The sequence below is a fragment of the Alloprevotella sp. oral taxon 473 str. F0040 genome (assembly GCF_000318095.2).
Taxonomy (GTDB): domain Bacteria; phylum Bacteroidota; class Bacteroidia; order Bacteroidales; family Bacteroidaceae; genus Alloprevotella.
This window is the reverse complement of record NZ_KB290710.1, coordinates 86,049-101,073: the sequence shown is the minus strand read 5'-3', so window position 1 is coordinate 101,073 and position 15,025 is coordinate 86,049. Positions and strand designations below refer to the sequence as shown.

Annotated in this window: 10 protein-coding genes; 6 read left to right on the top strand and 4 right to left on the bottom strand. The window is 48.9% G+C overall.

Annotated features, from left to right (window positions below):
• Window positions 1–60 precede the first annotated feature (60 nt).
• From HMPREF9999_RS02020 to HMPREF9999_RS01995, 6 genes are all read left to right on the top strand, one after another.
• Window positions 61–678 (top strand): hypothetical protein, encoded by a 618-nt coding sequence (locus tag HMPREF9999_RS02020; RefSeq protein WP_009436611.1) that lies wholly within the window; start codon window positions 61–63, stop codon window positions 676–678.
• Between the two features lie 195 nt (window positions 679–873).
• Entirely contained in the window at window positions 874–1,479 is a 606-nt protein-coding gene (locus HMPREF9999_RS02015) for an HD domain-containing protein (protein WP_009436610.1), read from the top strand.
• A 359-nt stretch (window positions 1,480–1,838) separates the two neighbouring features.
• Window positions 1,839–4,643, top strand: coding sequence for a putative LPS assembly protein LptD (locus HMPREF9999_RS02010; RefSeq protein ID WP_410488777.1), 2,805 nt, complete (start codon window positions 1,839–1,841; stop codon window positions 4,641–4,643).
• Window positions 4,644–4,802: 159 nt separating this feature from the next.
• Window positions 4,803–5,621, top strand: coding sequence for a BACON domain-containing protein (locus HMPREF9999_RS02005; RefSeq protein ID WP_009436608.1), 819 nt, complete (start codon window positions 4,803–4,805; stop codon window positions 5,619–5,621).
• Between the two features lie 196 nt (window positions 5,622–5,817).
• A complete protein-coding gene (locus HMPREF9999_RS02000; RefSeq protein ID WP_009436606.1) occupies window positions 5,818–8,154 on the top strand; it encodes a S8 family peptidase in 2,337 nt (778 codons plus the stop codon).
• Between the two features lie 209 nt (window positions 8,155–8,363).
• Window positions 8,364–10,667, top strand: coding sequence for a S8 family peptidase (locus HMPREF9999_RS01995; RefSeq protein ID WP_009436605.1), 2,304 nt, complete (start codon window positions 8,364–8,366; stop codon window positions 10,665–10,667).
• 158 nt (window positions 10,668–10,825) lie between these two features.
• On the opposite strand, the gene HMPREF9999_RS10835 is transcribed toward HMPREF9999_RS01995, so the two are convergent.
• The 4 genes from HMPREF9999_RS10835 to HMPREF9999_RS01985 form a co-directional block, all read right to left on the bottom strand.
• Window positions 10,826–10,951: a hypothetical protein gene (locus HMPREF9999_RS10835; RefSeq protein WP_009436604.1), complete on the bottom strand. Its 126-nt coding sequence runs from the start codon at window positions 10,949–10,951 to the stop codon at window positions 10,826–10,828.
• 70 nt (window positions 10,952–11,021) lie between these two features.
• Window positions 11,022–11,132, bottom strand: a complete 111-nt coding sequence (locus HMPREF9999_RS10880) for a cysteine peptidase family C39 domain-containing protein (RefSeq protein WP_157049578.1) — start codon at window positions 11,130–11,132, stop codon at window positions 11,022–11,024.
• Between the two features lie 53 nt (window positions 11,133–11,185).
• Entirely contained in the window at window positions 11,186–14,074 is a 2,889-nt protein-coding gene (locus HMPREF9999_RS01990; protein ID WP_198144607.1) for an outer membrane beta-barrel protein, read from the bottom strand.
• A gap of 80 nt (window positions 14,075–14,154) precedes the next feature.
• A complete protein-coding gene (locus tag HMPREF9999_RS01985; RefSeq protein WP_009436602.1) occupies window positions 14,155–14,436 on the bottom strand; it encodes a hypothetical protein in 282 nt (93 codons plus the stop codon).
• Window positions 14,437–15,025 lie beyond the last annotated feature (589 nt).

Here is a 15,025-nt window from a genome sequence, read left to right as displayed (position 1 = left end):
TTGCTCAAGGCCTATTTTCTTTGACTCAAACATTAAGTTAACTACTTGGGATAACATAACATGGCAAACCCATCTTCCGACCGCAACGAAACTATCATCCGCAGCATTCTCTTCATAGCTGTGGTGTTGCTAGCCGTTGGTATCATCATTTTTTTGAAACACTCTTCTGATGTTCCCCTAACGCCAGAAGGTTTTGCTGCACGCGACAGCATACAACGCATGGCGACTCCAGACACCACTACAGCTCCAATTGAGGACTTCACCTCTACCGATACAGACTCGTCACTCCCCACCGACACAGTATCCATGGATTTACGTCTTCCTTCTGATGCTGGATATGAGGACGGTTATTTTGCAGGCCTCCAAGACGGACTTGATGACATGGAACGAGCTTCTTATGACGACACATCTAAGTTCCCCACGGAAGCTCAACGTAGAAACTACACCGATGCCTACAAACGAGGATACGCACAAGGCTTTGCAGATGGACAAAACCAAGGTGAAGAAGAGGCACCTCTCAATGAAGAGCCAACCATCACTCCTCCATCTACCGCTCCTAAAACAAATGTTCCATCTACTAAGCCGAACAATCCAACCAATCATCCCCCGCACGCAGCTCCTCCCCACAGCACTAAATCCCCAGTAGCTCCAAAGTCTAGTGCATCTCCAACTAAATAATAAATCTCTCCTCTTCGCGTTTCTATAAGAACTGATATAGCTTCGCCAATCTATCGAAGACTCCCCCAACCATCTTTGTGCGATGCTGCAAAGTCGCTCTGGGGCAACGCATCTTCCTAAAGGCATTTTTGGGGGAAGCTGCCTCAATGCTTCTTTAAATATTCGGTACTTTCTAGCTCATCTGCCTCTTCGTCTATGGACTATCTCTCACTCATCTATCGCTATTATCCTGAGGACAATGCCCTTCGTCGCATGCTGTTGCATCATAGCCAGCAAGTCTGTACGCGCGCCTTACAGATTGTAGATCGCCATCCCGAATTAGGGGCTAATCGCATATTGGTAGAAGCTGGTGCCATGCTACACGACATAGGCATATTCCGCACTGATGCTCCAGGCATCCACTGCCATGGCACCGAACACTATCTACTCCATGGCATCATCGGGGCTAGCATCTTGCGCCATGAGGCTGAAGTCTTACGTCAAAAAGCAACTACTGATGTATCAGCTACCATCCATTCTGACGAGACTTGCACTTTCTACGAAGCCCTTGCTCGCATTTGTGAACGGCACACTGGAACGGGACTTACTCGTCAGGTCATAGCCCAACGGGGCCTTCCCATGCCAGCACAAGATCTCTTACCCGAAACAATCGAAGAACAGATTATCTGCTACGCCGATAAGTTTTACAGTAAAAGCCACTTGGAGCGCGAACGTAGCCTCTCCCAAACCATTGAGAGTTTAGAGAAATTTGGGGATGCAGGAGTGGAGAAATTTCGCCACTGGGCCGAACTTTTTGAATAGAAAATTGTAACTTTGCCCCTAGCCTGTGGCAAAATCACCTCTTACAGCCTTCACCCTTCTCTCTCATTTGTTGGAAAAGGGCTTTTTGCTAAAGGCGTTTTTTTCATACTTTCCCCTATCAGACATCTCACTTGTCACGCACAATCCATCATAAAACACTTCTTTGGGTAGTCGTTCTCCTATTGGGTAGCACCCTCGTGGGGTGTAATCTCACCGCCCTTGTTCCAGGTCGCCATCAACGAGTTGCGACCACTACCACGACTACTTCCTCCGCTGCTCCCACCGTAGCAGCGGACACCAATGGTGTAGGCCAACCTGCGCTTCGTGATGCCATAGAAGACACTGCACACGTGTTAAACATGCTCCAAACGTCAGATAGCCTACTCAAAGAAAATGTAAATAATCCCACTCCCCCCCTTAAAGTTGCTGATTCTACACGCCAAACTTCAGCCATCAATATCGATAGTTTGAGCCGCACCTTACGTCGCGACACCACTATTGCAGTAAGCAATGCTAAAGCCTTAGCAGATTCTGCTAAGCTCGACACCACTCGTCAGCGTTCGGGATTGGAAGCTCCAGTAGACTATAGTGCAAAGGACTCCTTGGTCTACGATGCCACTACAGGTTTCGCCCATCTTTATGGTGATGCCAAGGTGCATTATCAAAACATGGATTTGAGTGCTGACTATATTACGCTCAACATGGATTCGACAATCGTCCATGCACAGGGTGTACCCGATAGCACAGGCAAAGCCATGAAAGGCACTCCCATCTATAAACAAGGGAGTGAAAACTATGAAAGTGAGCGCATGTCGTTCAATTTCAAGACAAAGAAAGGCTTCATTGAGAAGGTAAAGACCACCCAGGGTAATGGTTTCTTGCGAAGCGTTGACTCAAAACGCTCCAACGATGGCAACTTCTATCTTCAAAATGCGCAGTACACCACCTGCGACGCTGACCATCCTCACTTCTATCTCCAACTCACACGCGCCAAAGTATCGCCTGGTAAGGAAACCTTCTTCGGGCCGGCATATTTGGTAGTAGCAGATGTGCCGCTACCCTTAGCCATTCCTTATGGTTTTTTCCCTTTCAACAAGAAATACTCTTCGGGCATTATCATGCCCAGCTATGGTGATGAAACTTCACGCGGTTTTTATCTCCGCGATGGTGGATACTATTTTGCCTTGAGCGACCGCATGGACCTCAAACTCTTGGGAGAAATCTATACCAAGGGTTCCTGGGGAGTATCGGCAGAGACCAATTATGCTAAGCGTTATGCCTATCGAGGGAACTTCTACGTCTCTTATCTCACCACCATCACGGGCGAAAAGAATCTGCCTGACTACAACAAAACTACCAGCCTCAAGGTGCAATGGTCGCACTCCTCCGACCAAAAGGCCAATCCCAACACCTCTTTCACGGCACGTGTCAATTTTGCTTCACAAAACTATGAGCGCAGCAATCTCTCTTCGCTCTACACCCCCACGGCCTACACACAGTCCACACGTGCCTCTTCGGTGAGTTTCACTCACAACATTCCTTCACTCGGCATCTCTCTTTCGGGGTCAAGCAACATCACGCAAAACATGCGCGACTCTTCACTCGCCATCACCTTGCCCGACATCTCCATCAATGTCAATCGCTTCTACCCCTTCCGCCGCAAGAAGGCAGTAGGTAAGGAACGATGGTATGAGAAAATCAGTCTTTCCTACACGGGACAATTCTCCAACTCCATCAACACTAAAGAAGATAAACTTTTTCATACCCCCCTTCTAAAATGGAAAAATGGTATGCAGCACCGTGTCCCCATTGATGCTACATTCCAGCTGTTCAAATACATCAACATCTCCCCCTCGCTCAGTTTCAGCGGTCGCACCTATCTCTCACGCGAACGCCGTAGTTGGGACAACACACAACAAGAAGAGCGTCGCGACACCACCTATGGTTTCTACAATCTCTATGATTGGAATGCTTCCATGTCGTTCAACACCACCCTCTATGGTTTCTACAAACCTTGGAGCAAACTTTTCGGTAGTCGCATTCAAACCATCCGCCACGTGTTCAAACCCAGCATGAGCTTCTCTTATGCTCCCGATTTCACCACACGCAGCTATGGCTATGTCACCAGTTATGTGCGCACTGACAAAGATGGCAAGGTAAGCACAGTCGACTATTCACCCTACGCTTCAGGACTCTATGGTTATCCCTCGGGCAAACGCCAAGGAAGCATCAACATGAGCATCTCCAACAATGTGGAGATGAAAATCAAGTCTGATGCAGACACCAGCGGATTCCGTAAGATTTCGCTCATCGACGAGCTTTCAGCTTCGATGTCTTACAATCTAGCCACAGATTTCCAACCATGGAGTGACCTCTCCACAAATATCCGTCTGCGACTCTCTCCTCGCTACACTTTCTCCATGGCAGCACGTTTCGCCACCTATGCTTATGAGTTCGACAAAGACGGCAAAGTCATAGTGGGCAACACCACTGAGTGGAGTCACGGTCGCTTCGGACGCTTCCAAGGCATGAGTCAAAACATCTCCTACACCCTCGACAACAAGAAGATGTCCACATTCTTCGGGTTACTCGCTGGTCGTGGTTGGGACAAAGTCTGGGAAGGCATTGCCGGGAAGCGCAAAGAAGAGGATAAGCGTCCCAATCCCAAAGACGATTCTGACCAACTCGAGGATGAAGAAGAGGCCAATACTGACCCCATGCTCAGAAAGAATAGAGACAAGAAGAATGAAAAGAAAGTAAGTGCCGACGTCGATGATGACGGCTACCTAGCTTTCTCATTACCCTGGTCGCTCACTTTTAGTTATGGTGTCACCATGGCTGAAGATCGCTCCAAGCCCATCAACACGCGCAACATGCGCTATCCCTATTCCTTCACCCAGACACTCAACTTCTCGGGTAATATCACACTGGCCAAGGGGTGGAACATCAACTTCTCTTCGGGCTACGATTTCAACTATAAGAAGCTCTCCATGACCACAGCATCGCTCTCTCGAGATTTGCACTGCTTTGAGATGTCTTGTAGCATTGTCTTGTTGCCCTACTCTTCATTCAACTTCTCTTTCCGTGCTCGCGCAGCAGAGCTTGCCGATGCATTGAAGTATGAGAAACGAAGCAGCTACTCCAGCAATATTGATTGGTATTAGTCCCCCTGATGCACTGCTGTCGAAGAAATGAAAAGCACGTTCGCAAGAGCATCTTAGTGCAGCATACAACCATCAATTATGACCCTATTGATCTACTTATAAACCTCCAACCTGTGGAAGGACGTATTCTTCCACAGGTTGGGCAAAACAAACCTCATCATGAAACAACACTTCTTTTCAGTAGCGACAGCCCTACTAGGCGGCATCGCGCTCCTCGCAAGTTGTAACTCGAAATCTGATGTTGAAAATCATCAGATGAGCATACAAAGCCGCGACCGCAAGTTGGCTTCTACCCTCTATGCCGACCAGGCCACTGACACCGTGTGGGTGGCCAGCACTGAATCATGGACCTCTCGTGTAGACATGATTAAAGCCACTACCGAACAAGGTGCTAACCAGGCCACGACTCCCGCGACCACTTCAACCCATGAGGATCGCAGCGCAGGAGTCGCCCTTCCCACCGCGCCAGCAGCTTTCACTATCGCTCCTAAAGAGATCACCGTCAAACCTGGATACTACATCGTCACACCAGTGGTCATTACGGCTCAAGTGCCAGCTACCCAACTTCTGCAACAAGCCAACCTCCGCATCCTTCCGCTAGGAGGCCCTCTCAACGGCTTGTCACGCCGCATCAACCAAGTAGGCTGGCTCAATATCAGCAGTCCCGTTGCAGCCTATTCCGAACAGTCTAAGAGCATACAGCCTAATTTCAGTGAGGTGCTCCAACAGAAGGGGGGAACCACGCGCATGGTATTTGAACTCTATGACAACCAAGTCTCTACCCATTCCCTCACCTCTGACGCAGATTGGTTGACGATCCCTGCCAACGCGAAACAACCTGCCAAGGGACGCAATATTGTCGAACTCACCTATGGAGAAAACACAGGCGAAAAGCCTCGTACAGCTACTCTCCAACTCTCTTCGGGCGGTGCATCGACAGTAATCACCTACGTACAACCTGGTCGTCCCAAGAAATAGTAGCCAAGAGCCTTGTTAGGTATAAGAATTACCGACTTCTAACCTAGCATTCTGGCCTCACCACCAAGCTATAATCACCCAATGTGGTGAATTATCCTTGCAACATCTTTTATCTTTGGCGCAAAAGTGGTACACACTCACTTGAAGTAGCCCACTTTTGCGCCTTTTTTCTATTTCCCTCTCCATCTCTCCCTTCATGAAGCGTTCTTTCCCCCTAGTCAGCAGCCTTCTTCTTGCTTCTTCGCTTGCTGTCTCAGCGCGCATCCTTGTTCCTGCCACACCAGCACCTCCCACTCGAGGTGCAACAATCAGCACAAACACTCCACAACTCACCGCACCTTACGAGGCACTGCCAAAACTTGATGCAACCCTCACCCTCTTGGCAAAGGGCTATCAACAGGCAACGCAATTCATCGCCACCCGTGGAGCCGCCCAACTCGACAGTGCTACCCTGCAGCAAACCACTCCTGATGGCAATTTCCAATTGCTCAACACCGTAGCGTTCAATATCCATACCACAGAGAACAAAGCTGAAGCGGTGGCACAGCAAGTCCAGAAACTCGGTGGCACAGCCAACGTAATCACCGAGAACTTCCTTTTGGTAGAGATTCCTATTGCCCAAATTCAATCCGTTGCTCAGCTTTCTGAGGTGGTGGAGATGGCGATGCCTCAACGGGCATACCCCTTCATGAAAGAAGCGCGTAAAATGTCACACGTAGACGAGATTCATGAAGCCAAAGAACTCTACACTCCTTTCAAGGGAAAGGACGTCATCATCGCCGTAATCGACCAGAGTTTTGAGTTTCGCCACGCGGCCTTCCTTGACAAAAACGGCAACTCACGTGTGAAATGGCTTTGGGATCGCTCAGGCTATTCTCCCCAAGCCACTTCCAACCAATCTAAATCTGCGACGGACAAAATTCCCGTGGGTACAGACTTTCAAGACCGCGGTTCGGGAGGTCACGGCACCCACACCACTGGCATTGCCGCTGGTAGCGACGTAGGCAATGCTCAATATGGTGTAGCCCCTGAAGCCGACATCATCATGATTCCATCCACCTTCCTCGACTCAGAGGTTTTGGAAGACGTGAAATTTGTGCGCAATAAAGCGAAGCAAGCCCAAAAGCCGTGGGTCGTAAACATGAGTTTTGGCACACAAGAAGGCCCTCATGATGGCTCTACAGGCTATGACCAAAACATGTCACTGGTAGGTAAAAACAAAGGGGGCATTCTTGTGGCATCAGCTGGCAATGATGGCGATTTGAACATTCACGTCACTCACAACATTCCTGCAAGTGATTCTTGTTTCATCCTCTTTGATTACAAAGACTACGAAAAGCTCACCGATGACCAAAAGAAGTCTAAGACTTTCACCTTCGATCTTTGGTCACAGAGCACTGACAAGGTAGACCGCCTAGAAGTGAAACCTTTCCTCTTGATCAATAACAAGGTGGAATACATGGATGCTGCCTTCTGGAAAGACCATGCATGGTTTCACACGGGAAGCAGCAAGTTTACTCATAAGCACCAACACAAATTTTGGGTTAAGCTCCCCCAAGTCCGTCTGGAGAAGAACGATGCCACCATCCTCTTTGGCCTGAAATTAACCAACACCGACAAGGTGCAAGTAGAAACGGTGCACGGTTGGGTATCACAACGTGGAGCCTATGTAAAGAAGTCTATCCCAAAGATAGATAGCAAACGAATCCTCAAAGGGGATAATAATTACACCGTGGCGGATGCAGCAGGAAACATCCCATCAGCTATTACCGTAGGTGCCTACACTAGTCGCAACACGCACACCAACACCATCACCAAGAAGAGCTTCAATTTTCCAGACGCCATCGGACAGCGCAGCTATTTTTCCAGCATAGGCCCTGTACTCAATGATAAGGTGAAGAAACCCACTGTGCTCGGTCCTGGCGCACAAGTGTGCAGTGCGATGAACAAGCTCTATCCTGGCTTTGATGAAAAGTTCTGGATGATATCTGAAAAGGTGAAAGTCAACGGCGAAGACTACTACTATGCCGATATGCAAGGCACTTCCATGTCAGCTCCCTTCGTGTCGGGCGTGATAGCACTGTGGTTGGAGGCTAATCCCAACTTGGATCATAATGACATCGAAGAAATCATCGACAAGACTTCCTATAAAATATACCCAGGAAAGTCTAACAACTGGAATAAACTAACAGGCTATGGCCGCATCGATGCCTATAAAGGTCTGAAGTTGGCTTTGCAGAAGGCAGGAAAAGATCCGCTCACCTCTATCGAACGTGTGTCAGGCTCTACTCAACCTGTCACCCTTCAAGGGGATGGTCGCGTGTGGAATATTCTCTTCAACAATCCCGAACGCTCTGCCACAATTTCCGTCGTTGCCCTCGATGGTCGTGTGGCTCTCCAACGCAACCTACAACAGGTGTCGCAAGGTCATGAAGAAACCTTCGATCTCACCACCCTCACCTCAGGAGTCTATCTCCTTCGCATCGTCACTCCGGGTGCACAAATCACCCACAGAGTGGTAGTGAATCACTAATCACAAACAAAGATTCGGACTTCAGCAACTCACATTCTGGAGCATTCCGTCCTTCTTTAACCACTAAAAACTGAGAATTCGTGCACGATATTCTCAGTTTTTTGTATATTCGCAGCCCAAGTCTGTTGGACAGCTACTCATGCCCCACTTTTCCAGCAAAATGGTTGCACATCAACAGATCTTTTTCTCAACTAAACGCTGACTTCCACATGAAGAAATACATGCTCCCCGTGGTGTTCTGCGCACTCGCACTCTCCAGCTCTGCACAGACCACCCAACACCAAGAGACTACTTCCAACGCCAAGCTCGATCGCACACTCCGCGCAGTACAGCGACAACAAGAAGCCTATGGCCTCTCCCACCGCGCCACACGCGCTGGCGGTGCGCTCACTACTGCCGACTCACTCGCTGCACCCACTATCAACTACAATGGCACACGTCAATCCATCCTCGCTCCTCTCTCACTCATCATCACCACGCAGCCCAATGCTTCGACAGATGTAGCTGAGATGCTCCAACAGGCAGGACAGCACGCCACACGCATCAGCGCAACCACCGTGACCGCGCGCGTGGCTCCCGAATGGCTGGCACGCCTGGTAGAAGACCAGCGAGTGGTGCAACTCACCGCTTCAAAGCGTTTGCGCCCTTTTCTCGCAAAGGCACGCGCTGCCACCGGCGTGGACCGCGTGCACCAAAAAGATAACCTCTACACTCCCTTCACAGGTAAAGGAGTCATCGTGGGTGTCATCGATCAGAGTTTTGAGTTCAAGCACATGGGCTTCATGGGAGAAGATGGCAAGTCACGAGCCAAAATGATTTGGGACCGCTCGAAAGACTATGAAAAGGATCTCCAAAGCACGGCAGCTCCCATTCTCGATGTGGATGCTAGCAAACAAACCCACGACACCTACGACACGGGCAGCGGACACGGCACACACGTGACCAACATCGCCGTAGGCTCAAAGCACGGCAACAACCCTTATTATGGGGTGGCTCCCAACGCCGACATCATCATGATTCCGTCTGCCTTCGCACAAGATGAAATCATCGAAGACGTGCAGAAGATTAAGGAATATGCCGAAAAACAGCAGCAACCTTGGGTGGTGAACATGAGCTTGGGTAGCGTCATCGGCCCGCACGATGGTAGCACCGACTACGACCAAGCTATGGACAAAATGGCGCGCGGCAAGGGGGGCATTATCACAGCCGCCATGGGCAACGAAGGAGATCAGTTGCTCCACGCTTCTTCTGCCTTCCAACCTGGCGAGACGAAACATCTTTTTGTGGACTACTTTAAAGACCAAGACGGCACGGAAGACGATCTCACGTATATTGATTTCTGGGGCATTGACACCAACGCCACTGAGCAATTTACCATTACTCCCATCCTTGCCCTCACTCAAAATGGCAACGATGACGAAGATGCAGAACCACAAATCACCAAACGTAATGCAAATTTTTGGAAGAAATATCTTGATGAGGGACAAATCCTTACGGGTATTGATCCCAACAACAAGCGAGAATACCACTATGTTGCCGTAAAGATCAACAAACTCTTGGCAGACATAGGCAAGAAATATGATGATGTGATTTTTGGTCTAGAGATTACGGCAAAAAAAACTAACACTACACCTGCCACGCTCCACGGCTGGATTTATGCCGATGCGCCCAACTCTGCAGAGTTCACCGAACTCGCCACTAATTCTACTCTCGAGAGTATCAAGCCCGACAATCTCTACATCGTGGGGGAAGGTGCAGCCTCCATCCCTTCTGCCATCGCAGTAGGTAGTTTCACCACCCACGTGCCCAAAGGTGCTAAGTCTGATGAAAAAGAAGGCACACGCAGCACCTTCTCCTCCAATGGGCCATGGCTCAATGCCAACTACACGAAGCCCGCCGTACTGGCTCCTGGTTCTTATATCATGAGCGCGCTCAACCAGTATGCTCCTGACTTTGACCAAGACGAGGCTAGCTACTCTAGCAAGTGGAACAACAAAACTTACCGCTACGGCTACCAAGAGGGAACATCTATGGCGACTCCTTTTGTGGCGGGTAGCATCGCCCTATGGCTCGAAGCCAATCCTCAACTCTCCTACACCGATGTATTGGATATCATCAAAGCTACTTCTACCAAACACGAAGACATGGCTGGCAAAGAGTGGACACCCACCTATGGTTACGGATTGATCAACGTGTATGAAGGCTTGAAACTTGCGCTGAAAAAGGCTGGTAAAGATCCGCTCACCGCTATCGAGCGCGTGTCGGGCAGTGCAGCCCCTGCCACTTTCCACACCACCGCAACACAATGGCAAGTGCTCTTCAACAACCCCGAACGCTTTGCCACCATTGAGGTGACGTCGCTCGATGGTCGCAACCTCTATCGCCAACAACTGTCTAGCATCGCACAAGGTGACGAAGTGAACATCGACACCGACCGCTTCACTCCTGGTGTGTATGTGCTGCAAGTCTCCACCTCAGGAGCAAAGATTGCCCAAAAGATGGTGCGACAATAAGCCTATTCGTCCCTCGTTGGAGCTACTTTTACCGCTCCCTCTGGATAGTAAAATCCCGCCTCTCACTGTGAGTGGCGGGATTTTCTTTTGAGATGCTAGATGAGTGGGGCAACAGCTGCGTAAGCCATCATCTTGGGTGTCATCTATAGCGAGAGTGCTTAGGCTATAAACTTCAACCACAAGACGTAGCAACCTAAGCCAACGGCTTCCGCAACGAGGAAAGTGAGCACGGCTTTGCCCAGCACCTTCGCTAGTGCACCATATTGTTGACTATTGGTCCACACCTGTCCATAGGCTTTCTCTATTAAATAAGCACTTAATGATCAAATGTATTCCAAAAAGGGGCATAATGCTCTATTTTAGTGCATTCCTAATGCCACTTACACTAACTCCCTCTCTTGTTAAATGAGAGAAAGAGCGCAGATATGACAATGGGCATTCCTTTCCGAAATGAGAGGCAACCATTTATATGCATGCTGGACCACAGTCCATCTGATCAAATTGTCGAGAAAACTTCATTATTGTTTCTTTTTAGGGATGATGTGAAAGCGATACTGCACACCGAGCATCACGTAGTGAGGCAGGGCGTTAACCCACGTTTCGGTGCGGCCTTGGCCATTGATGCTGTATTGCAGGTTGCTTATTTGCGAGAGTAAGTCTACGGCAGTGAGCTTGACGACTAAGTTACCGCGCATCAAAAGTTTTGAGAGTGAAGCGTTCCACACCCAGTGGGTCGTGTTGAGCGTAGCATCGTTGTAGCCGCGACGGGCATAGAAGTTCATGTCACTACCGATTTCCCAATCTTGAGGCAGGTGGAAAAGACCACTGGCTTTGGCATTGTAGTCTACAGCGTCGGTGGATGGGAAGTTACGCATATCGGAGCGACTGCGTAACCAAGAGACGCGGCCTTCCAGTCCAACACGATTTTGGCCAAACTGGTAGGTCAAGCCTAAATGCTGCGAGAGGGTGAGGTTGCGCACCACGGAGCGCGTCATCTCATCGGTGTCGGTGGTGAAGTCTGCCGAGTTGAGATAGTAGGCCGCACTCGTACCTTGCAGTTGGAAAGCCTCCTTCTTGCCCAAGGGAGTGGAGTATTGCAGGGAGGCATTTGCGTTCCAGTTGCCGTCAATGTTTTGCGGTGTCCACTTGGTGGTGCCCGTGTTGCGCTGGTATTGACGTGCGTAGGCAATGGCGCGATCCGTGCGTCCGTATCCCGTGCTGAAAGAGATATTGCTGTGCGTACTGTGGTGTTGATAGGAGTAATACCCATTGACGCTGTGCGATAGTGATCGGCGCAGATTGGGATTGTTGGCGTAGATGTTGGTCGGGTCGCTATCGTTCACTGTCGGCAGCAGATAGTAGATGCTAGGGATGCCTTCGGAGAAAGCATAACTTACTTTGGCTTCCTTCGCACTAATGCCAGTCTTGTAGCTATATCGGAGCGAGAGCGCAGGAGAGAACTCATGTGCCCATCGCATGAGAGTAGTGTCTAACTGATGCTTCAGATAGTGCAATGACTCACGACGTACATTGCTCGCCAATTTGAGATTGACGTTATATTGTCTTTCTACGTTGATGTTGGGTTGATACACATAATCCATTTCCACTCCTGGGGAATAGGTGTCTCGTGTATAAACGGAATGTACACTATTATTCAAATCTTGTTGCAATACCTCAGGACGAATGGCAGAAGGGGGTAAGAGTGTGGCCATCGCTCCATTGGCAAGTTGTTCGCGCAACTTCCAATAGTTGTCGTCTTGCTTATTGTATTGGCGACCATAAGTGGCACGGAATTGTACGATTCCATAGTGTCCATTTTGAGGATTATAAGGCATCAAAGAGAGAGAGTATGCAGCTCCTCCATTGATGTTGTAGGAGGTGGAAACTCCATCTTGACGTTGGCTAAGACGATCGCCCGTGCCATTGGTATGCGTCTGAAAGTCAGAAAAACGATGCGTTGCCATGAGTGGTCGGTCTGTGTTGTGTCTGTACTCTCCGTTCATTCCTATCTCGAGGTTATCACGCAAGCCGGGGAACGAAATAGTAGCCCCACCATTTAGTCTTCCAATGAACCATCCTAAGCGTCCTTCTTTCTCTTGATTAGTACTATTGAGTAGATGCTGTGCCAGTGAAGAGCGTAGGCCGAGGGGAGAGTAGAGGGAGTCAAGGGATGCCAATCGGTGGTTTTCATGGATATTAGCCTTGAAGTTTGCTGTGCGCAAGAGAGAAGTGTAGTCATTGCGCAGATAGTCAATGGAGGGAGCAAGCTGAAGATACATCTGTTCTCCAAAGTGCTGCAGCGTGTGCGACGAAATCAAGTGAAATTTCTTGTCAATCTGCTGTGAGAGTGTACGTCCAAACACGTTGCCACTGGTATAGTAGTTCACACTGCTTGTCTGTTTCTCGGTGTCCACATCTTCGTGGGTGAGCATCACGTTGCCAAACACCTTGGTCTTCCTCACCTTATAGAGATAGTCAAGACCACCCATCTTGAGGTTAAGCAAGCCGTCTTGTGGCCATCCTCCTCCCCATTGTCCCGAGGCATTGCCAGCCTGCGTGTCTTTGATATTATTGATATTGACAAAGGCCGCCAGCCGCAGGCGGTCAGAGTATCCCAAACCGAAAGCCTTGCCCAAATAGCGTTCGGAGGGTACACCGTAGTGAGCTTCAGCATTGCCCATCCAGCCTGTGGAGTAGGCTTTCTTGAGATGAACGTCCATCACCATATGTTCGTCTTCGTTCGGTAGCTTCTTTCCACTTGTTGCGCGACGACGAAGGTAGGCATCATTGGCTGCGCGGTCGTAGACCTTGATATTCTTCACGGTGTAAGCAGGTAGATTTTCCAAAGCTACCTTTGGCGTACCAGCGAAGAAATCCTCGCCATTGATCATTAGGCTCTCAATATGCTTGCCGTTCACTTTGATTTGTCCGTTTTTGAGTTCTGCACCAGGGAGCTGTGCTACCAGCGCATCAAGCATCGAACCATTGGCCAACTCAAAAGCCGCAGCATCGTAGACCAATGTATCGCCGCGCATCACCATTTTAATGTGCGTAGCTTTCACTACAGCCTCGCCCAGCTTGTAGTCTTTGGCTTTGCTCATTTGGATTGTACCGATGCCCAAAGCTGAATTGCGGCGTGTGCGCACCAGAAATTGTTTCTCTGTATTTTGGTAGCCCTCTTTGCTGATCCGCAGTGTATACCGCCCTGGTTTATATTCAAACTCCAAAGAGTGCACACCGCTATTGGGGTCGTGAATAGCAAATTCTTGAAATGGCACCGCAATGCTGTCTTGGAAGAAAAGCGCGAACTTGGGTTGCATGATCACTTCCTCTGTTACCACCTGTCTGAGTTCAAAAGTGACGAGTGCTTTTTGCTGTGCATAGCTACTGCCAAAAATCATCCACATAACGACGATTGTTATGGAGGCTAAAGTATTAAAGTGACTTTTCATCTGACGAAAAAATTTGTTTACAAAAGCAGATATGGCTATAGAGAAGCACTTGTATATTTAGGGTTGTAGAATCTAAACAGCAGCACCAAAAGAATGGAGCGTTTGAACAACAAGGTCACAGCATCAGCACAAACCCATTCTCCCTTTTGGAAACTCACCCAAAAGGTGAAAACGAGTGCCCAAAATCCGAAACCCCAACATACTGCGCGACTAGTGCCAATGGTCTCACGCTTCAAGGCAAGACGCAAAAAGTGCACCGCAGCAACTAAAGGAATGGAGGTGAAAAACACCAACCCTAAGGCAGTAACATAATCCATTTTGTTTCGTTTTAATTTATTACTACACTTTTCTAATGCAAATATAAGAAAAAAATCTTTCTACCCAATAATGCCCACCTCATAAGCCCCAATATAAGGGGAGGAATGAGATTTCCGTCAAAGATAGTCTACAAGCAACCGCCTTAGTGGAACAGAAGAACTTCTCTCTAGTGACTCCCTTACCCCAATTCGGGATTGCTCACCCTCCTCTATCCACATTGCTATTAGGATGCTTTGCACGCCCCCCCTACTATATATGGGTAGATAAAGAGGGAAAGTGAGAAAAAACGGCAAAAAACTGACATTTTCCATTCAAGTACACCCGTAATTGCTATCACTATTTAGCAAAACAAAGAAATTACACCAACTAAGCTATGAGCACACTGGCATTGCTCCACCACCTTCTTCACTGTTTTTACTCTGGGTTAGCACAAAGGGACAGAAATTCCCTCCCTGCACCACTCATTTGGAGCGTCTCATTGTGTGACGTCCTAAAGATGTTCGCACAGCAATGGTTTTCTCACGCGCGGGTGACACGCGCGCGCATCCCTGGACTTTTGCACTTTTTGCTTTCACAACCTTCACAGAC

Coding starts and splice junctions, on each gene's coding strand:
- HMPREF9999_RS02020 (WP_009436611.1), top strand. CDS start 61: ATGGCAAACCCATCTTCCGACCGCAACGAAACTATCATCCGCAGCATT.
- HMPREF9999_RS02015 (WP_009436610.1), top strand. CDS start 874: ATGGACTATCTCTCACTCATCTATCGCTATTATCCTGAGGACAATGCC.
- HMPREF9999_RS02010 (WP_410488777.1), top strand. CDS start 1,839: ATGCTCCAAACGTCAGATAGCCTACTCAAAGAAAATGTAAATAATCCC.
- HMPREF9999_RS02005 (WP_009436608.1), top strand. CDS start 4,803: ATGAAACAACACTTCTTTTCAGTAGCGACAGCCCTACTAGGCGGCATC.
- HMPREF9999_RS02000 (WP_009436606.1), top strand. CDS start 5,818: ATGAAGCGTTCTTTCCCCCTAGTCAGCAGCCTTCTTCTTGCTTCTTCG.
- HMPREF9999_RS01995 (WP_009436605.1), top strand. CDS start 8,364: ATGAAGAAATACATGCTCCCCGTGGTGTTCTGCGCACTCGCACTCTCC.
- HMPREF9999_RS10880 (WP_157049578.1), bottom strand. CDS start 11,132: ATGGTTGCCTCTCATTTCGGAAAGGAATGCCCATTGTCATATCTGCGC.
- HMPREF9999_RS01990 (WP_198144607.1), bottom strand. CDS start 14,074: ATGTGGATGATTTTTGGCAGTAGCTATGCACAGCAAAAAGCACTCGTC.
- HMPREF9999_RS01985 (WP_009436602.1), bottom strand. CDS start 14,436: ATGGATTATGTTACTGCCTTAGGGTTGGTGTTTTTCACCTCCATTCCT.